23 protein-coding genes are annotated in these 20315 nt (G+C 29.0%); 4 read left to right on the forward strand and 19 right to left on the reverse strand.

Features of this window, described 5'->3' with window-relative positions; genetic code table 11:
- The first annotated feature begins 186 nt into the window (after positions 1 to 186).
- Both ACLVEP_RS00640 and ACLVEP_RS00645 read left to right on the forward strand, forming a co-directional pair.
- Positions 187 to 921, forward strand: a complete 735-nt coding sequence (locus ACLVEP_RS00640; protein WP_412582153.1) for a MurR/RpiR family transcriptional regulator — start codon at positions 187 to 189, stop codon at positions 919 to 921.
- Positions 922 to 1005: 84 nt separating this feature from the next.
- Positions 1006 to 2433: a 6-phospho-beta-glucosidase gene (locus ACLVEP_RS00645; protein ID WP_412582154.1), complete on the forward strand. Its 1428-nt coding sequence runs from the start codon at positions 1006 to 1008 to the stop codon at positions 2431 to 2433.
- A gap of 8 nt (positions 2434 to 2441) precedes the next feature.
- On the opposite strand, the gene ACLVEP_RS00650 is transcribed toward ACLVEP_RS00645, so the two are convergent.
- The 5 genes from ACLVEP_RS00650 to ACLVEP_RS00670 form a co-directional block, all read right to left on the reverse strand.
- Positions 2442 to 2927 (reverse strand): NAD(+) diphosphatase, encoded by a 486-nt coding sequence (locus tag ACLVEP_RS00650; protein ID WP_412582155.1) that lies wholly within the window; start codon positions 2925 to 2927, stop codon positions 2442 to 2444.
- On the reverse strand, positions 2927 to 4150 hold the full coding sequence (locus tag ACLVEP_RS00655) for an MFS transporter (protein WP_412582156.1): 1224 nt from the start codon (positions 4148 to 4150) through the stop codon (positions 2927 to 2929). The genes ACLVEP_RS00650 and ACLVEP_RS00655 overlap by 1 nt, the downstream gene beginning before the upstream one ends.
- Before the next feature lie 75 nt (positions 4151 to 4225).
- Positions 4226 to 4990, reverse strand: a complete 765-nt coding sequence (locus ACLVEP_RS00660) for a MurR/RpiR family transcriptional regulator (RefSeq protein WP_412582157.1) — start codon at positions 4988 to 4990, stop codon at positions 4226 to 4228.
- 15 nt (positions 4991 to 5005) lie between these two features.
- A complete protein-coding gene (locus ACLVEP_RS00665; protein ID WP_412582158.1) occupies positions 5006 to 5557 on the reverse strand; it encodes a DJ-1 family glyoxalase III in 552 nt (183 codons plus the stop codon).
- A 1-nt stretch (position 5558) separates the two neighbouring features.
- Entirely contained in the window at positions 5559 to 6119 is a 561-nt protein-coding gene (locus ACLVEP_RS00670) for a DJ-1 family glyoxalase III (RefSeq protein ID WP_318000955.1), read from the reverse strand.
- Positions 6120 to 6334: 215 nt separating this feature from the next.
- Between ACLVEP_RS00670 and ACLVEP_RS00675 the strand changes: the two genes are divergently transcribed.
- Positions 6335 to 7696: an ISL3 family transposase gene (locus ACLVEP_RS00675; RefSeq protein ID WP_412582119.1), complete on the forward strand. Its 1362-nt coding sequence runs from the start codon at positions 6335 to 6337 to the stop codon at positions 7694 to 7696.
- Between the two features lie 67 nt (positions 7697 to 7763).
- Here the strand turns inward: ACLVEP_RS00675 and ACLVEP_RS00680 are convergent, their stop codons facing one another.
- The 9 genes from ACLVEP_RS00680 to ACLVEP_RS00720 all read right to left on the reverse strand — a co-directional run bounded on the left by ACLVEP_RS00680 (position 7764) and on the right by ACLVEP_RS00720 (position 15847).
- Positions 7764 to 9734, reverse strand: coding sequence for a BglG family transcription antiterminator (locus tag ACLVEP_RS00680; protein WP_412582159.1), 1971 nt, complete (start codon positions 9732 to 9734; stop codon positions 7764 to 7766).
- A 70-nt stretch (positions 9735 to 9804) separates the two neighbouring features.
- The gene (locus ACLVEP_RS00685) at positions 9805 to 10845 is read right to left on the reverse strand and encodes a PTS fructose transporter subunit IIC (protein WP_412582160.1); all 1041 of its coding nucleotides are present in this window, start codon (positions 10843 to 10845) and stop codon (positions 9805 to 9807) included.
- A gap of 46 nt (positions 10846 to 10891) precedes the next feature.
- Positions 10892 to 11200 carry a PTS fructose transporter subunit IIB gene (locus ACLVEP_RS00690; RefSeq protein WP_412582161.1) on the reverse strand — a complete coding sequence of 103 codons (309 nt, stop codon included), beginning with the start codon at positions 11198 to 11200 and terminating at the stop codon, positions 10892 to 10894.
- A 16-nt stretch (positions 11201 to 11216) separates the two neighbouring features.
- On the reverse strand, positions 11217 to 11651 hold the full coding sequence (locus ACLVEP_RS00695; RefSeq protein ID WP_320096945.1) for a fructose PTS transporter subunit IIA: 435 nt from the start codon (positions 11649 to 11651) through the stop codon (positions 11217 to 11219).
- Between the two features lie 145 nt (positions 11652 to 11796).
- Entirely contained in the window at positions 11797 to 12330 is a 534-nt protein-coding gene (locus ACLVEP_RS00700; protein WP_412582162.1) for a hypothetical protein, read from the reverse strand.
- Positions 12331 to 12479: 149 nt separating this feature from the next.
- The gene (locus tag ACLVEP_RS00705; protein WP_412582163.1) at positions 12480 to 12731 is read right to left on the reverse strand and encodes a hypothetical protein; all 252 of its coding nucleotides are present in this window, start codon (positions 12729 to 12731) and stop codon (positions 12480 to 12482) included.
- Positions 12732 to 13047: 316 nt separating this feature from the next.
- Positions 13048 to 14580, reverse strand: coding sequence for a hypothetical protein (locus tag ACLVEP_RS00710; protein WP_412582164.1), 1533 nt, complete (start codon positions 14578 to 14580; stop codon positions 13048 to 13050).
- Positions 14570 to 15022 (reverse strand): RNA polymerase sigma factor, encoded by a 453-nt coding sequence (locus ACLVEP_RS00715; RefSeq protein WP_412582165.1) that lies wholly within the window; start codon positions 15020 to 15022, stop codon positions 14570 to 14572. The genes ACLVEP_RS00710 and ACLVEP_RS00715 overlap by 11 nt, the downstream gene beginning before the upstream one ends.
- Positions 15023 to 15109: 87 nt before the next feature.
- On the reverse strand, positions 15110 to 15847 hold the full coding sequence (locus tag ACLVEP_RS00720) for a helix-turn-helix domain-containing protein (protein WP_412582166.1): 738 nt from the start codon (positions 15845 to 15847) through the stop codon (positions 15110 to 15112).
- Between the two features lie 156 nt (positions 15848 to 16003).
- On the opposite strand from ACLVEP_RS00720, the gene ACLVEP_RS00725 reads away from it, so the two are divergent.
- On the forward strand, positions 16004 to 16684 hold the full coding sequence (locus tag ACLVEP_RS00725; protein WP_412582167.1) for a YczE/YyaS/YitT family protein: 681 nt from the start codon (positions 16004 to 16006) through the stop codon (positions 16682 to 16684).
- A gap of 47 nt (positions 16685 to 16731) precedes the next feature.
- On the opposite strand, the gene ACLVEP_RS00730 is transcribed toward ACLVEP_RS00725, so the two are convergent.
- Genes ACLVEP_RS00730 through ACLVEP_RS00750 form a run of 5 tightly spaced genes read right to left on the reverse strand, consistent with a single transcriptional unit; the run spans position 16732 to position 20215 of the window.
- Positions 16732 to 17148 carry a flavodoxin family protein gene (locus ACLVEP_RS00730; protein ID WP_032090984.1) on the reverse strand — a complete coding sequence of 139 codons (417 nt, stop codon included), beginning with the start codon at positions 17146 to 17148 and terminating at the stop codon, positions 16732 to 16734.
- Between the two features lie 3 nt (positions 17149 to 17151).
- Positions 17152 to 17373 (reverse strand): hypothetical protein, encoded by a 222-nt coding sequence (locus ACLVEP_RS00735; RefSeq protein WP_412582168.1) that lies wholly within the window; start codon positions 17371 to 17373, stop codon positions 17152 to 17154.
- A 13-nt stretch (positions 17374 to 17386) separates the two neighbouring features.
- On the reverse strand, positions 17387 to 18391 hold the full coding sequence (locus tag ACLVEP_RS00740) for an alpha/beta hydrolase (RefSeq protein ID WP_412582169.1): 1005 nt from the start codon (positions 18389 to 18391) through the stop codon (positions 17387 to 17389).
- Positions 18391 to 19371 carry an aldo/keto reductase gene (locus tag ACLVEP_RS00745; RefSeq protein ID WP_412582170.1) on the reverse strand — a complete coding sequence of 327 codons (981 nt, stop codon included), beginning with the start codon at positions 19369 to 19371 and terminating at the stop codon, positions 18391 to 18393. Before ACLVEP_RS00745 ends, ACLVEP_RS00740 begins: the two co-directional genes overlap by 1 nt.
- 4 nt (positions 19372 to 19375) lie before the next feature.
- The gene (locus tag ACLVEP_RS00750) at positions 19376 to 20215 is read right to left on the reverse strand and encodes an oxidoreductase (protein WP_412582171.1); all 840 of its coding nucleotides are present in this window, start codon (positions 20213 to 20215) and stop codon (positions 19376 to 19378) included.
- Positions 20216 to 20315 lie beyond the last annotated feature (100 nt).

Raw genomic sequence — 20315 nt, forward strand, 5'->3', positions numbered from 1 at the left:
CGGTTCTTGTCTCTTCAACAAGTCTTCGGCATCTGACCCGGCCGTCCGTGTAGCCTTTAGCATATTGCTGGTCATTCTGTACAGATTTTTGTACGAAATTTATATTACATAAGTTTATTGATAAAATCAATATTATTTGATAAATTTTAAAATATGTTAAAATTGTATTGAAAGGAGGAAATAATCATGTTGCTTGATAAATTAAATATTATTTTAAATTCTAGTGATGAATTTTCTCCTAAATATATCATTAGTTCATTTGTTAAAAATAATCTTTATGAAATTCCTTCAATGTCTATAGATGCTATTGCTCTTTCATGTCATACATCTAAAAGCCAAATTTCTAAATATGTAAAATCATTAGGTTATGAAACAATGAAAGATTTTAAAGAAGATTGTTTGGATAATATTTCTGGTATGGAAAGAACTAATAAAACTCTCTTTTCATTACAAAACAATATAAAAAAACAATATACCGATTTTACAACAAATATCATTGATGAATTACATTATACAATGAATCAAATTGATGAAATCAATTTAATAAAATTAGTCAGTGATCTAAAGAAAAGTAAACGTATCTTCGTTTATGGACACGGTCACGCTAGAACACTTTGTACCTATATTCAAAATGAACTTTCTACCAAACAAAAAGAAACCATTATATGTGATGTTGATTTTGAAAAAGAATATCACTTTCAAGATAATGATCTTCTTTTACTCATCAGCATCAACGGAAATACATTTCATTTTGATAAAAGAGTGATTCACCATATTTTAAAATATTCGGTAAATACATGGCTTATAAGTTGTAAAAAGGATATTGCTTTTTCTAAAAATTATTTATATATTCCAACTACAAATGATAAATACAATGATTATTTATTAAGACATATTCTTGATTTTATCTTGATGTATTAGGTTTCCATTTTGGAAACTTTTTTATTTAATTTAGATTTATTTTCTATAATGATTTTGCAATTAAAAGAAAAGGAGCAATAAATTATGGGATTTAGAAAAGACTTTTTATGGGGTGGTGCTACAGCTGCCAATCAATGTGAAGGTGGAGCAAATGAAGGAAACAGAGGCGTTGCTAATGTAGATCTTATGCCTTTAGGTGAAGATCGTTATTTAGTCGGTACTGGTAAAATGAAAATGTATGATTTTGATGATCAACATTTTTATCCAGCTTTAACTGCTGTTGATTTTTATCATCATTATAAAGAAGATATTGCTTTATTTGGTGAAATGGGATTTAAAACTTTTCGTTTATCTATTGCTTGGACACGTATTTTCCCAAATGGTGATGAAGAAAAACCAAATGAAGCAGGATTAAAATATTATGAAGATATCTTTAATGAATGTCATAAATATGGTATTGAACCTCTTGTTACTATTAATCATTTTGATTGTCCAATGTATTTAATTAAAAAAATTGGTGGTTGGCGAAGTAGAGAAATGATTGATTATTTCTACAAGCTTTGTAAAACTTTATTTATAAGATACAAAGGATTAGTTAAATATTGGTTGACTTTTAATGAAATCAATATGATTTTACATTTTCCTTTTGTCGCTGCTGGTCTTTGTTTTGAAGAAGGTGAAAATGAAACACAAGCTATGATTACAGCTGTTCATCATCAGCTTCTAGCAAGTGCCATGGCCACAAAACTTGCTCATGAAATAGATTCAAACAATCAAATTGGTTGTATGCTAGCGGCCGGTTCTTATTATCCTGAAACATGTAAACCAGAAGATTATTGGAAAGCAATTTGTGATAATCGAGAAGTCTATATGTTTGCGGATGTTCAAGCAAGAGGTTATTATCATCCTTACGCTTTAAAATGGATCAAAGAAAGAGATGCACTTATTCCTTTTATTGAAGGAGATAAAGAGTTACTTAAAGAAAATACTGTAGATTTTGTAAGTTTTTCATATTATTCATCAAGAGTAAGTAGTAGTGATTTATTTAAAGGTAAACAATCAGAAAGTAATATTTTTTCTTCTGCTAAAAATCCTTATTTAAAAGAAAGTGATTGGGGTTGGGCCATTGATCCATTAGGATTTAGAAGTACAATCAATGAACTCTATGATCGTTATCAAAAACCATTATTTGTTGTAGAAAATGGTTTAGGAGCGAAAGATATTATTGAACAAGATGGTTCTATTCATGATGATTACCGTATTGATTATTTAAGACAACATATTCAAGCAATGAAAGATGCTGTTGAAAAAGATGGTGTTGATTTAATTGGTTATACTACTTGGGGATGTATTGATTTAGTTTCTAATGGTACAGGTGAAGTTAAAAAGAGATATGGTTTTATTTATGTAGATCGAGATAATTTAGGAAATGGAACTTATCAAAGAATGAAAAAAGATTCATTTTATTGGTATAAAAAAGTCATTGAAAAAAATGGAGAAGATTTGTATTAAAAAAACAGCTAATGCTGTTTTTTTAAATATCTTTCTAAAAAAGAATGTGCAAGAGAGCCTTGTTTGATTTGTTTTTTTGCTTCTTCAATTGAATACCAATGAGCTTCATCAACTTCATTTGTCAGTTTAAAATCTTCACTGTCAACAACAACTGCATAATTATGCATTAAGGTATTAGATGGTTGATAATATTCATTATCATTATATGTATAATCAATTACATTTAAATTGACTTCTTCTTTAATTTCTCTTATCAACGTTTCTTTCGCATTTTCACCTTTTGTAATATATCCAGCTACTAATACATTAAAATCTTTTCCATATTGTTTAATAAGCAAAATCTTATCTTTTGTTGGATTAAAGATAATTGTTGAAATAGCACTATTAAACATTGGAAAACGAAATTGTTTACATGTTGGACAATAAGGCACAAGTCCATCTATGCCACATTCTTTTTCTATTAACTGAGTTCCACATTCACTACAATATTTCATTATTTATCACCTACGCCATTATAACGTAAACAAATAATAACTAACAATATTAAATTTATAAGATGAAAACATAAAGCGATAATAAAAACAATTTGATAACTCTTCGTAAAATCATATAAATAACCAATTAATGTTAATGAACTGGCACTCCCTACATTTGTAAGAAAACCAATAACAGAATAAGTTCTTGCATAGTTTTCATTTCCAAAGAAATAACGTGTTAACATGGGAATACCTACAGCACCAACAGAGTAAATAGACCCAAACATAAATGAACCAATAGAAAGTAAAAGTGTTTCTTGATGAATCACTCCCAAAAATAATAGAACTAAAGAAATACAATTTGTTAGAATCATCATGATTACTGCTTTTATAGGACTTAATAAATCACTTAAAAATCCAATTAATAATTTAGTACTAATATTGCCTATCATGGTAAATGACATGAAAGTTGCTCCGATAGCAGCTGATAAATGAATACTTACAGCAATACCTGATAGATGTTGAGAAATTCCTGTAATTGAAGTATGTAAAAGAGTGAATAAACACATACAAAGGAAACTGATGGTTAGTAACTTTATTTTATTATTTTGAACTTTAGCTGTTTCTCTTCTATTTTGATAACCATAAGGTAGTAAATGTTCTTTTCGAGGATCAATATTCCAAGGAACAATTAATGCTGGTAGAACTAAAACAAGAATACAGATAGCCATAAAACGATAAGTCATTTGCCAACCATAACGAGTAATCCACGAACTTAATAAAGGCGAAAAGATAGCCCCTGAAAGTCCACTAAAACTTAATGCTAAACTCGTCGCTAAGCCATGTTTTTTATCAAACCAATTTGTAATAACAACTGTAATAGGAACCATTCCATAAATACCTACACCGATTCCTCTTAAAATACCTAATATATAAAATAAATAAACAGATGTACTATAAGACATCAACCAAGTTGCACCACTTGATAAAATAACACCTATTAGTAAGACCTTTTTATAGGAATATTTTTTAATCACTTTTGACATCTTTAATGAAGTTAATGCTGTCGCTAAAGTTGAAAGTGTAGCATGCATCGCAAAAGTTCCTTTTAACACTTTTAAACTTTTAGCTACAGGTGTATAAAAAACACCTATCGCATTGGTACATAAACCAATAGAACTGGCTGCTAAACAACACATTAATAAAACAATCATCCAATGTTTATAACTTTTATTGATCATAATTTTCACCTCAATAAAAACATATAACTTTATGATCTTTAACGCATTAGATTTCCTAAATTAAGAAAAGGAGGATCAAATCCTCCTTGCATATTCTTGAGCTATTAAACTTGCAATAAATTGTAATTGATAAGGATGACTATTTTGATCTTGTTTAGAATCAAAGGTAATCACATGATCAATAAAGTCTGGATAACTTTCTTGTTTACTTGAAATCAACCAAATTTGTGGTTTCTTTAATTTATTCTTTAAAGTTCTTATATCAGGATAATCAAAATAACATCCTGTATAAGAAAAGATAATCAATAAATCATCTTCATTGGTTGATGAAATATATTGTAATTGTTGCTTATAGGAAATATGTGAATAAGTTTGTTTTCCTAACATCAATAAATCACTTTGTAGATTAAAAGCAACTGCTCCTGCTTTTAATAAACCAAAGATACCTACCTGTTGATATTTTTGGATTTCTTTGCATAATGCATCTATTTGTTGCATATCTATTGATTCTTCTACCATTGTAATACTTTCTTTAACTTTTAAACTATATTCTTCTAAACGATCTTTAGCCTTAGAAGATGAAGAATATTGTTCAAAATTCATCTTTGTTGAAATCAATAACTCTCTCAATTCATTAAAATCATTTAATCCTATTTCCTTACAAAACCTTGAAATAGAACTCATCGCTACAGAACATTCCTTAGCCATCTCTTGAATACCAATATCCTTAATATCATCTAAATGATTTAATAAATACGTTGCAATTTGACTATTCGTTGAATCTTTCTTTTCACTCGCTAAAGTACTTAAAAAAACAATCGGTAACTTTCCATAAAGCATACAATCACTCTCTTTCTATCTTCCTCCAGCAAAATTATACATTAATCTTTCTTTCATTTCAGTAACATCCTTACCAAAGACTTCTAAAATTTTAAAAGCAAAAGGATAAGGTGTTGCTGGTCCTTGACTCGTTACAATATTTTGATCAAAAACAGCGACTTCATTTACAAAATCTCCACTTACAAGTTTATCTTGATAACCTGTATATCCTGTTACTTTTTTACCTTTAATGACATTGGTTTTTTCTAACACAACTGTTCCTGAACACATCGCTGCTATATATTGATGATGCTCATTAAAATATTGAACAAGTGAAATCACATCTTGATTTTCTAATAAATTTTGACCACCAGGTCTTCCTCCAGGTAAAACAAGCATATCATAGTTTTTAATTTCATCATTAAAATACTTATCTGCTTTTACATACATCCCATGCATTCCTCTTACAAATTCTTCATTAAAACTAAACGTATGACATTCTAATCCCCCTCGGCGAAGTAAATCCACAATTGTTAATGTTTCTCCTTCTTCATATCCTTCTGCCATTAATACTGCAACACGTCCCATTTTATTCATCCTCCTTGACATCAAATGCATTAAAATAAACCATTCTCTTTTTAACTGCTAAAGCATCTCCACCTAATAATTCTACAAGTTTATAAGCAAATCCATAAGCTGTTGCTGGTCCTCTACTTGTAACAATATTGCCATCAATGACCACTTTATCATTTAAATAAGTCCCTTGTTTTATTTTTTGATCATAGCCTTGATACGCTGTAAATTTTTTATCAACTAATAAATTTGCTTTTTCTAAAACAATAGGTGCTGCACACATAGCACAAACGTATTTACCTTTTTCATTCATTTGTTGTAAATATGAAATAAGTGTTGGGTTATTTTTCATCGCTTCTGCTCCACCATAACCTCCTGGTAAAATAACCATATCATAATCAAGAAGTGTCTCATTTAAGATGTGATCACATCTTACAATGATTTCATGTCCTCCTTTAACCTCTTGTTCAAAACCTACTAAATCACATTGAAGATGTGCTCTTTTTATAATATCTGCAATTGTTAAAGCTTCACCTTCTTCAAAACCTGATGCTATTATAATTGCTGCTTTTTTCATCATTATTCCTCCATTTCATCTTTACAATAATCTTTACAATGAAATGAAACAATGGATTTCCTAAATTAAGAAAAAAGCCTAAGAATTTCGGCTCTATACTAAAACTGGAGGGGAAATATATCCTGCTCCAGTTTTCTTATATTTAAATAGACATAGCTTTCATACCGTTTTACAATTTAAATGACCAAAAATAAATAGAAAAGAGGTATTCCACTATGTCCAATTTGAATTATATCAATGATTTATTTAAATCTCTAGATTTTCCTGATAATTTATCTGATTATTTTATTCCTGTCCCTTATGAGGACTCTGATTCTTGCTTTAGATATGGTCTTGATAAGCATGGTCACCATTCTAAATTTATTAGACTTAGATCTGTTCTTAAAGATAATTTCGTCTGTCCTCATTGCGGCGTTATCGAACATCATGAATCTAAAGGTTTACGTAAGATTTCCCTGTCTCATATTGCCAATGGTCATCAAAGATTCGTTATTGAGGTTGAATACAGAAGATATTTCTGTCATTCATGTCATTCTTATTTTAAGGATGATATCCCTTTTAAATTTAAAAATACTAGAATGACTTCTTCTGCTGCTCATGCCTGCCTGATTCAATTTAGAGAGAATACGGCCATGGCCGTTATTTCTCGTATGATGGGTGTTTCTAAATCTTCTGTATACAGAATATTTTTTCATCACATCAAAGTAAAAGAACGATTCTATCATCTTAAGTCTGTTATTTCTATTGATGAATTTAAAGCAACCACTGATAAAGGAACTTATGCTTTTCATATTACCGATCCTATCAACGGCAAAACTCTTGATATTATTGAAGACAGAAAAGAACGCAGTCTAAGAAACTATTTTCTTAGATTTCCCTATAAAGAAAGAAAAAAAGTAAGGATCATCATTATGGATCTTTCCAATCCTTTTCGTTGTATCATGCAGCGTCTTTTTCCCAATGCTTCTATTATCGCTGATCGTTTTCATTATGTAAAATTATTCGGTGAATGTCTAAAAAGAAGCAGACTGGATACCTGTTCTTCATTAAAAAATGAAAAGATAGCCAAATCTATTAAGAAAAATCTTCATCTTTTTGACAAATATAGAAAGGATCTTGATGATCAAACAGAATGGTATGATCGTCATTTAAAAAAACACTTTACCTGCAGAACATATGTTGAACATATATTTGAACAGGATGGTACAGATGAATTCTACCAGAGCTATATGATCTATCAGAATCTGTTGAAACTCATCCATGAAAAGCACAATGATTACAAGAAAGAATTGAATAACTGGCTGAACCATATATTTGAAACAAATAATACATATTTTATTTCGTCTGCAAAAAACATAAGAAAGAACTGGTTTGTGCCAATACTTAAGTCACTTACATACAAAGCAATCTATGTTAGAAACGATAAAACATATGAAACAAGTTTTAATAATGGTTTTATTGAAAGTATGAACAACAAGGTCAAGCTTGTAAAACGAAATGCCTATGGCTACAGATATTTTTATAATTTAAGAAAGAGGATTCTTCTTCATCTTGGGTTCTCATATGAATTTGAGTAAAAGAAAAGAGATAGCTTTCGCTATCTCTTAAGCCCCTCCACTATTGACACGGAGCCAGAATTTCTTCTTAAGCTTTAAGATATTCAATAACATCTTTAGCATCTTTGGCTTCTAATAAAACTTGCATGGCTTGTTTATTATCCATAACTGCATAAAGATCTTTTAAAGTATTTTTAGTTACTTGAGGTTCTTTCATATTCATAGCAATCATAAAAATAATCTGTACTTGATGTTGATTCCATAAAATAGGTTTTTTTAAGGTTGCTATAACGATTTTAGATTTTATAATTTCTTTTTCACTACCATGAGGAATAGCAATATTATTACCTAAATCAGTAGCCATGATTTTTTCTCGACGAAATACACTTTCTTTATAGTTTTCACTAACATAGTGATGTTTATGTAATTCATCACATAAATAACTAAGGACATCATCTTTATTATCAAAGTCCAATTGAACATGAACAACTGTTTCATCAATGATTTTTCCTAAATGTTGATAATATTGTTTTTGTTCACTTACATGATCTACTAGAAAATTGTTAATACCTCTAATATCCATCTCTGATAAAAAAGAAGATACTAACACAACTGGTTTAGCACATTCTTTAATAGGTACTGTTGAAATTACAAAATCGATTTCTTTTAAATCAATTTGTTGTAATTGATTTAAAGAAACAATATCTTTAATCACAATAGAACTAATAAATCTTTCTATACGATGCGCAATTAATCTTGAAAAACCAATTCCTTCTGGACAAACTATAATAACATTCTTTTGTTGCATTGAACGTTCAACAGCTGCTTGAAAATGAATTGTTAGAAAACCTATTTCATCTTGACTTAAATTATGTAGTGTTTGATTATCAATCATTTCTACTGCTAATGTAATGATTGAAAACATTGCTGAATATTGTACCTTTATTTCATTGATTAAAGGATTATCTAATTTAACATGATATTTTATTCTTTGAAGCAAAGGAACGATATGTGTCATTAAACTTATTTTTAATTCTTTATCTTCTTGTAATGGACAATGGATCGCTACAGAGACAAATTCAATCAATTGATTAACAAGTTCAATATGTTCTTCTTTGATATCCAATAAATGATTCTCAATATTGAGGTGCATAAAATCACTTTGAATACCTGAACATACAAGATATTGATGAATATATTGAACTTCCCCTTCTGGAAGTTCAATATCAAATTCTTGAGCAATGGCTACTGCTATATAATTAGCAATTGCCATTGTTTTATCAATCACTTCTGCTTGATAAATTTGTTTCGCTGTTTCTTTTGTATATAAAGTATCATTATCAACTCTTTTTATTAAAATGAGGAGGTGGGTTATTAAGTTGACATAAGATAAATCATTAATTACATAGCCTAATCTTTGTTCTGCTTCACTAATAATTTTTTCTATTTTTTCAATTGCATCAATATTGAAGAGATTCTTTAAACGATAGTAAGTCGATAAATCTAGACGACTAACTTTAGGTTCTATTTGATCTTCTTCAAATTCTAATTGTACAAAGTCACTTGCAAGTTGACTAAGTGCATGTCTAATATCAATTTCATTTCCTTCAATACGTGTTCCTTTACGGTCTTTTATTAAAGATAAATTAAATTTTTGTACTTGTTTTTCTATAATATCTAAATCACTAACAATAGATGTTTTAGAAACCATAAATTCATCTGCTAATTTATTTAAAGAAGTTCCTTCATTGTTTGATAACAATCTAGAATATATTTTCATTCTTCTTATTTTAGTAGATAAAATATCTGTTTCTTCTTTATGAATATCTAAATAATAGAGGAGTGATTCTTTTTTAGAAACAGACGCTTCTATTTTTACACCATGTTTTGATTTTCTTTTTAATTCAATATGATAATCAGATAAGAAGTCTTCTACTTTACATAGATCATTATGAACTGTTCTTTTAGAAACAGCTAATTGATCCATCAATTGATCAACAGAAATATAATCTTCTTCATTAATAAGAATTTTTAACAATTTCTTTTGTCTAGCATTCATCTTAAACCCTCCTTATCCTATCATATTTTACAAGCAAGAAAACGTTCTGTCAAAGAACGTCTTTTTAGCTTTATTCTTCTTCTGCTGGAATATCTTTTTTCAAAAGATAAATCATACCAACAACAACTGCAACACCTGCAGCTACAGCTACGATATACATCAAAGCATTTCCAACAACAGGTAAAACAATTAAACCACCATGAGGAGCAGCATCAGTACATCCTGCAAGACCAGCAATAATTGCACCAACTGAAGAACCAGCCATAATAGAAGGTAATACACGTAATGGATCAGATGCAGCAAATGGAATAGCACCTTCAGTAATACCAATTAATCCCATAGCAGCTGCTGCTTTACCAGCTTCTTGTTCTTCTGGAGTAAATTTCTTTTTAAGTAACATTGAAGCAATACCCATACCAATTGGAGGAACACAGATAGCAACACCTGTCATACCCATCATCTCAGTATTTCCAGTAGCAATTAATGCTGAAGCTGTTGCAAAAGCAACTTTATTAACAGAACCACCCATATCAAAGGCAATCATACAACCAATAGCAATCGCAAGGATTACAGTAGAACCACCACTTAAACTATTTAAACCATTTGTAAGAGCATTAACAACTCCACCTAAAGGATTAGCTAAAATATAAATATAACCTAAACCAACAATAACAGTAGTTACAATAGGAATAATTAAGATAGGCATAATTGCTTTTAAGAATTTAGGAACATTCCATCCTTTAACCCATTTAGCTAAATAACCAGCACAGATACCCAAGATCATAGCTCCTAAGAAACCTGTTTTAACTTCACCACTACCAATAGCATTATTAGCAAGATAACCCATTGTCATCCCTGGAAGTAACCCAGGTCTACCAGCAATTGAATAAGCGATATAACCAGCTAACATTGGACACATGAAGCCAATTGCAGCTCCACCTATCGTATTAATATTTGCCCAAAAGGCATTTGTAACTTCCATCCCATTTGCGCCAGCTTTACCTGTAGCTAAGGCAAATGCGATACAGACACCACCAACAGTAACTGCTGGAATCATGTATGATACGCCAGTCATGACATGATTTTTTAATTCTTTAAAAAATTCTTTCATCGTCTTTCCCTCTCTTCTAAATTTTTTTTGACAACTTTATTTTTATTTATTTCACGTGCGATAAAGCATCGTTAATAACACCTTCTGGATCAGAGATACATTTAGCAACATTTTCACGAACAACCAATTTATCATCAAAACGGTCCATTCCTTCAATACCAATTTCTACTGCTAAAATAACTACATCTGCTTCCTTGATTTCTTTTTTACTTAATTCATTTTCAATACCAATAGAACCTTGTGTTTCAATATGACAAACATGTCCTAATTCTTTTGCTTTTTTTTCTAATGCTTCTTGTGCCATATAAGTATGAGCAATACCTGTAGGACAAGCTGTAACTCCAACGATTTTCATTTTTTACTCTTCCCTTCTAAATTGTTATTTGTGATAAGATATCGAATACTTCTTTTTCATCTTTAGCTTCAATTAATGATTTTCTAAATTCATCATCAATCAATTTTCTTGAAATATTAGCTAAGATTTTCATATGAATCTTATCTTTATTATGTTCTGGAACACCAATCATAAATATTATTCTTACTGAATTTTGATCCCATATAATTGGATCTTTCACTCTACCAAATACCACAAATGGATCTTTCACTGTATCGCTTTGACCATGAGGTATAGCTACCTCATAACCTAAAGCTGTTGAATATTCTTTTTCTCTTTTTAATACAGCATCGATATATTCTTGTTGGTTTTCAAGTCTCCCTTGATCGAATGCTTTTTTGGCTAGAGTAGAAATAATTGTTTCTTTATCTCCTGTTAAATCTAGTAAGATAAGATCTTTATCAATCACCATTTTCTATCCCTCCGTTCCTTACACCTATATATTAGCAAAGCCCTCTGTTCTTGAATATAACAAAGAATTGCAAAAAAACATGCAACTCTTGGTATACTATTTTTGCAAAAAAATTGCACATAAACCTGTACAAAAAAAGACTTCACTATTCAGCGAAGCCTTCTTCTAATAATTCTTTTTCAATCTTTTCTTCCTCAACACCATTTGTAGAAGAAAATAAAACTCTAAATAAATATCTCGCCATTGGTCCTACAATAAACAGTTGAACAGGTAAAGCCATCATAAAATTACGACAATATGTTATCAAATAATGAGGAATAAATTGACTATCAAAACCATAACCATGATATACACCTAAAATACTAGCAAGTGCCACTTGACTAATAACCGTAAATACTTGAATCATTAAAACAATAACAATTCCTCGATCTGTTGGCTGCACAACTTTAAAAGCAAAATACTTAGCAACTTTACTTGAAATAAAATAAGCACATAAAAAAATAATCACAAACTCGATCCACATACTTTTTAAAGCAATAAAAAAAGTACTATTGGTTAAAGATGATGTTGCAAGTACTGTATTGTAAAGTGTCATTACATAAACCATCATCCAAGCTGTAATAGCTGTAAAAACAATAGCTTCAAATCTTGTTTTGGGCATTTTTAATTCTTTTTTCATAAATTTCCTCCTAAAAAAATAAATGCCACCTTCGCTCTCTGACAGTAGCAAGGTGACATTTAGTGTCTAGGTGTATTTTAGAGATATTTTATTTTAAAGACAAGAAAAAATATTTTTCTTGTGCATCTATCACAAAAAACAATCAAACTTTATTTATGCTCTATGCACAACTGTGCTTTTTTTAATTGTTTCTTCAAAGAGATGATCTTTATTATTTTATAAACCAAAATTCCTAAAATAATCAAGCATAAACAACTTAATTGATTATATCCACCCCAATAATACTCATCAGTATTTCTAACAGGATAAATATCAATTTCCATACAGATCCAAATAAGTGTTAATACTCCTCCTGATAAATAATGCCAAAATAATTTATTTTCTATTTTCTCTTTCGTCATCATCTTTCTCCTTTATTTTAAATCTTCCAATTTATGAATTATTTCTTGGGAAATAATTTGTTAAAAAGGAATTGTATTATTATACTGATTCATTTTTACAAACTAAAACAACATAACAAATAATAAAAAACTTATTATCAAAATAACTATTTTTTCTATTTTATACTCTTCTATCAATGGATTATGTGAAAATTAATTTTTTTAATTATTTTGTTTTATTTATTCAATAAAATAGTTCATAATAACCATGTCGGAAGTGTAGTGTTTGTATAGAGATTGAGCATCCTTGATGGATGCTCCTCTTTTTTATACTATTTTAATAACCATGATCCACATGTTTCCATTCACCCTGTTTATTTCTTACAAGTAACCAAATCCAATCTTTATAAGTACTATTAGGATTTAAAGAACCATCTCCACCACTTCCATCAACATCAAATGTTGATGTTAAAACAATAGCTTCATCTCCACCATATTGTTGTAGTATTTCTTTAAAATAATTTTCATTATCTCCCGCATAATAAATTTCTTTTAATGTACAACCTTTAAAATTTTCATTAAAATAATCAATAACTGTATTAATTGCTGAAGTAATATCATCATAGCTATAAATATTTGAAGTGACTTCTTTTTCTACAATATCATTTTCTTCTCTTCTTTCTATACGAACAAGCATATTGATATCTGTTTGAATAACATATTGATAAGAATCATCAATATATGCTTTATAGTTTCCTCCACTATAATGACTAGGAAGGATGACTTCTGTAAGAGGAAGTTGTTGATTCATCAAAATATCTTGTGCATGTTTAATAATTTCTATTGGGTCTTTTTCAAGAGTTGATGTAATACTATCTGTAAAACCATATTCTTTTGAAACATATTGAATGATTTTGTTATTTTTATCATAACTAACATCAAGTCTTAAGGTTGGTTCATCTTTATCATTACTGAAATTAAAATAATTTTCTTTTTTATCTTCATAAACATAACCATTTTTCATCAATTCATCTATAACTTCTTGAGGAAGGAGTTCTTTTAATTCTTTGATTGTTTCTGATTCACTTAAAGTACTAAAACGTAAGTATTTATGTTTTGATTGCTTTAATTCAGTATTGATTTCTGTACGTTTTGCTTTTCTTTTTTTAACAAACATTTGTCCTTTTTGATTAAAAGAAAGTTCTACTTCAAAAAGTTTACTTGCTTTAGATTTATAGTTCACTTCAATTCTAAAATTATCAGAAATATCTTTCATCTTAGAGTTAAAAAGATAGTCTTCTGGTTTCCAAATAACTTTTAAGCCTTTTTTTGTATGATAATATTTTTTATAAAGATCATAAGAAATCGTAGTATCACTTTGATAGACTTTTCCACCTAGATGAATCTCTAAAGGATTTCCTCCTTGAACAATACGAATTGATTCAATTTCATCACTTTGTACATCTACTGTAAAATAACTCGTTGTAAGATATCCATCTAAATAATATTTTCCATCATAATTTTTTAAATCTAATTGCGATTGTTTAAAATCTGTTTTTTTAGAAAAATACTTTTCTTCATATTTCTTTTTCAATTGCACTTTATCCATTATATCTACCTGATCATGAATTAAATAATAATCCATCGGTGTTGCTTGAGTAGTAATAGAATTATAGGTTTGATTATAAGCAAGAATTTCAAATGTATCTTTTGTTTCTTTGTTTTGAATACCTAATACAAATAAAAGAACTACACAAGAAATAATCAAAATAGGTTTATAGTAATGATGTTTTTTTATAGGAATTTGTTGAAGAAGATTTTCATCAACTTGAATTTCATCATAATAATTTTTAAATGATTTATTTTTCATCAGCCTCTATCTCCTTTCTTAATTGATTTCTTGCTCGGTTTAATAAAACACGAACATTATTTTCTTTGATATGTAATAATTCCGCCATTTCTTTTGTTGAATATCCTTCATAATAAAATAAATAAAGAACTGCATTATACTTTTTAGAAAGCTTATTTAAATAAGGGGTCAAATCAATTTCTTGCTTTTCAAAAATATAAGTTTGTTCATCGATTTCATCTACTTTATTATGCCAAAAAGACTTCAAAGATGTTTTACTACAATTAAGTGTTACCCTTATAAACCAAGCTTTTTCATGTTCTAAAGATTCAAAAACTGGTTTTCTTTTCATATAGCGATACATCACATTTTGAAAGATATCATCTGCTTGATCTTTTTGATGACATTGACTAAAAGCTAAACGATAGACCAGTTCTTTTTCTCGTTGAATCACTTCTTCCATACAAAAACCTCCTTTCATTAGTAATACTTTTTAAAGGTATCATATGTTACAAAAATTATAACATTTTTATAAAAAAATACCTTGGCATTACCAAGGTAAGTGATCTATATTAAGTTTTTCATAATTTATATTTTGACTTTGATAATAGTCAATTTGATGATTCTCATTATCAAGGATTTTAATGATATTATTTTTAAGTATGACAATCGTTACTTTTATATCATCTTTTTGACTCATAATATAAAATTCATATTGTTTTTCTTGATTATCTTGATCAATATAAGAAACTACAGGATTAAATGTAAGTTCCGTTTTAATTGTTTTAATCTTTTTAAAATCATTAATATTTAAATAATCACAAAATTGAATAACTTTCTTTTGTGTCAAACCACCCGAATACATAACCACTAACGAAGCAGGTTCACGATAAGCTAAAGCCAATTGGTCACCTACATAATAATCACTACATAATCTTTGAATGATATTATTATAATTATTTTCATATTTTTGTTGTTTTTGGACTTTATACGTACCAATGAGTGTAATTGCAAAAATAAAACAAACAATACTGATGATAAAAATATCTTTTCTTTTTTTCTTTCTTTTTTGAATAATATATTCATTGCTTTGAAGGAGTTCTTCATAGTCTAATTTTAAAACAGATGTTATTTCAGCAAGTAAGGTAATATCAGGATAACCTCTTCCTGTTTCCCATTTACTAATTGTTTTGTTGCTGACATTTAGTAAATCAGCAAGTTGACTTTGAGTGTACCCTTTTTTAAGTCTTGCATTTTTTATTGTTCTAGCAAATCTATCATTATCCATAATACCACCTCCTACTTTAACTATACATGAACCTCATTGAAATAGAAAGAAAATGACTATCTACCAATTGTAGACATGTTTAGAAATGTTTCCAATTTGGAAACATTTTTAATTTTATAGATAAATACTTCTATAATGCACGTTGAGGTGGTTAAAATGAAAAAAAGAAGAATAAATAGTGAGATATTGTATTTAATTGCAATATTAGTTTTATCATTTTCAATAGACTTAATGACTATTGCAAACATGGGGTTATCTGCTATAAATGGACCCGCTTATATTTTAAGTGAAAAAGTTTATTCACTTACTTATGGTCAAGCAGAATATATTGTTGAAGGGATTATCTTTATCATTTTTTGTATTTTAATGAAGAAATTTAAAATGACATATTTGAGTTCTTTTATCACAGGTGTTTTATATGCAACAATGGCAGATATTTGGAAAATAGTTATTCCTTTCTTTCAAACTCAAAATGAAATATGTTTTCAATTGCGTATTGTTTATTTTTTTATCGGTTTTATACTTTCAGCAATGGCTGTCGCTATGTTTTATAAAACTTATTTATATCCTCAAATCTATGATTTTTTTGTTCAAGAAATATCAAAAAAATATCATATTACTTTAAAAATATTTAAAACATGCTTTGATTGTACATTCCTTATTTTATCTTTTATCATGTCTTTATTCTTATTTCATGGAATTGTTGGTATTGGTATAGAAACTATTCTTGTTGCTTTGTTTAATGGAACATTCATTAGTTTTTTCAAAAAACTTCTTGATAAACATTTTATATGTATTCCAAAATTCACCAAACTTGCTGAATATTTAAAGCTATAAAAAAGACTATAAAGAAAACCTAAAAGCTAGGTTTCTTTATAGTCTTTTTATTCAGTAATCATACCTTTATAGTTCATTCCATAAAGTTTAGCAAAACGACTCATTGTATATTCACCAGCTGCTAATTGTTCTTTAGTAGGCGCATATCCTTGGAAGACAAAATACATATCTTTTCCTTGTAATAAGCTTTCATCTACATAACCATAGAAACGATCTAAAACATTACGAATTGCTCCTGACATACTATGCCAATAAAGTGGTGAACCAATAACAATTGTATCTGCTTGTTTCATTTGTTCAATAACTTCATCTAATTGATCATCTTCAAAATTTTGACCATAGCTATAGATTTTATAATCAACTAAGTTTAATGTTTTAAATTCTTGATCTTTTAAGAATTTTTTAGTAAGTCTTACTGTATTACCATTTTTATTAGGACTTCCATTAATAAATAAAATACTCATTTTTTATACCTCCCGATAACTTATATATAATTGTGTTTCATTTCTAACAATTTTATAGTGTTTAATAATATTAATTAATAAATTGATTTGATATTCTTCGATATCTCCTATCAAATAAAGTTGTTCATTTGAATCAAGTGATTGAAAAGAATAGTCATTTAATTGTAATAGATTTATAAGTTCATCCTTTTGTTCAATAGGACAAACAATAATTGCTTTTTGCATTTTTTCACCAACTTTATTTATAAAATAAATCTAATTTTTCTATTGCTTCTTTAACAACGTTTTCTTTGTAATAAGTTTGAATATGTGTTGCTTCTTTAAGATAATAAAGTTCTTTATCTTTTGTCGTAATTGCTAGTTCAAAAGCTTGTTCACTCATATACTTAGTATCTGCCAAGTCTCCAACTATCATGAGTAGTGGTTGATCAATAAGATACATAAATTGAACTGGATCATAAGCCATCAGATCCATCAAGTTTCTCTGTAAAAAACATGAATGACTATTAGGATGAAAATGTGTTTCTACATAATATTCATAGCCTTCTCGATACATTTCAATCGGTAATTGATGTCCTATTTCTGGTTTCATCTCTGTCATATTCGCATTATAAACCAAAGTATCTTCCTTTAATTCCTTTTCACGAATTGAAGCAACCTCATGAAGTCTTTTTAACACAGTATCAACTTGACTATTTTGAAAACCTTCACGTCTAACAGCACCAGTATTAAACATAGAAACCGTGGCTATCTTCTTTAAACGTTTATCCATTTGACCACATGAAAGCATATAGCCTCCACCTCCACATAGACCTAAGCCATAAATGTGTTGTTGATCAACACCTGGAAAAGATGAAAGAGCATCAATCATTCCTCTAATATCTTCTATGCGGTAATAAGGAATATCTTGTTGTCTTGGCATTCCTTCACTTTCACCAAAAAACATGCAATCAGAGACAATTGTAATATATCCTTTTTCAGCAAGTCTTTGTCCATAAAGCCCTGCTGCTTGTTCTTTGACCGCTCCATTAGGCATGGCAATAACAATAGCAGGATATTTTTTAGCTTTATTATAGTTTTTTGGTGTATAGATATTAGAAGCGATTTTTATTCCATTTAAGGAATAAGTGAATAAATGTATTTGAACTTCGTTTTCTTTATTTTCAGTTATAGCATTTTCATAAACCAATCCAAAAGGATTAGAAGAAAAGGGAACAGGTTCCCTTTTATCTAATTGAATCATTAATGACCTCCAAATACTTTAAATTCCATTGTATTTAATTTATCATCAATTGTTTTAACTTCTTCTTGACTTAATTCAACATTACCTGCTTCAAAGTTAGATTGAAGTCTTTCAAGTTTTCTTGATCCTGGAATTGGAATAATGAAATCATATTTATTGATCATCCAAGCAAGTGACATTTGCGCATTTGTTGCTTGATGTTTTTCACCAATTTTAGATACAACATCTAATAATTCATTTGTCTTTTTAATTCCTTCTTCTGTATATTGAGGCATATCAGGTCTAAAATCTTGTTCACCACTACCGAAATCTTTTTTAGATTGATAAGCTCCTGTAAGTGCTCCATTAGCAAGAGGTGAGAAAGCTACATAAGTAATCCCTAATTCTTTACATACAGGCATTAAGTTTTCATGCCATCTAGCCATCATTGAATATCTATTTTCAATAACAGTTACAGGACATACAGCATTAGCACGTCTTAAGTATTCTTCATTTGTTTCAGAAATACCCCATGCTTTAATTTTTCCTTCTTCAATTAATTCTTTCATCACACCAGCAACAACTTCTGGTTCTACTTTAGGATCAATACGATGTTGATAATAGATATCAACATAATCTGTTTGTAATTTCTTTAATGATCCTTCTAATGATTTTCTAATTGTTTCTGGTGAACTGTCAAATTCAAGGTGATCACCCATATGTTTAACACCAAATTTAGTACATAAGATAATATCTTTTCTAAATGGTTTTACAGCTTCACCAACAACTTCTTCATTATAAGCTGTACTTCCATCAGGATTAACTCCTGTATAACATTCAGCTGTATCATAGAAATCATATCCCATGTCATGTGCTTTTCTTAAAATTTCTACTGCTTCTTCTTTAGGCGTTGGAAGTCCACTAGCATGAGTTAATCCCATACATCCTAGTCCAATCGCATTAACATACATATCTGTTTTTCCAAGTCTTACTCTTTTCATCTTTCTACTTTCCTTCCTCATAATCACATGAAGCTGATACTTCAGCCCATTTATCTAATTCTGCAATTTTTGCTTCTAAAGTTGATTTAACAGCTGTTACTGCTGCTTTACCTAATGTTAAAATTTCTGGTAAATCATCATTATGCACTACATCTACAATGACTTTTCCTGCTTTATCTGGATCTCCTGCTTGTTGATGTTTGTTTTCAAAGTTACCTGGTCTTGATTTACCAACTGTTGCTTCATAATCACCAATTTGTGCTTTAGCTCCTTGTAGAGATTCACCATCATAGAATCTTGTTCTAAAAGCTCCTGGTTGAACAACCATGGCTTTAATACCTAATGGAGCAAGTTCTTTCATTAAACCATTTGTAAGTAATTCTAAAGCTGCTTTACTTGAAGCATAATATCCTGAACCTACAGCTGATCTTGCTGCTGCAATCGAAGTCACATTTAAAATATAACCTGATTTTTGTTCTCTCATTTTAGGAAGAACAGCTTTAATTAATTCAATTGGTCCAAATAAGTTTGTTTGATATAATGTTTGAACCGCTTCGATTTCTCCTTCTTCTACCGCACTACGATAACCATATCCCGCATTATTAACAAGAACATCGATTGTTCCAAATTTATCGTATGCTTCTTTTACAGCATTTTTAATACTATCTTGACTACATACATCTAAAGATACAGCTAAAGCAGTTTCTGGATAAGCTTCTACAATATCCATCACTTTATCTTTATTTCTGGCAGTAACGATTGCTTGATCTCCACTTTCTAAGACAGCTTTCGCAATTCCTTTTCCAATACCACTTGAACATCCTGTAATTAACCATGTTTTCATTTTTTGGTTCCTCCTTGTTTCTACACTTATATTTTATTTTTTTATCATTTAAAAGTACAATACCAATAAAGAAATGTGCTATAATTTAAACGCATAGTAG

It is taken from the genome of Faecalibacillus sp., from assembly GCF_047023275.1.
Taxonomy (GTDB): Bacteria; Bacillota_I; Bacilli_A; order Erysipelotrichales; family Coprobacillaceae; genus Faecalibacillus.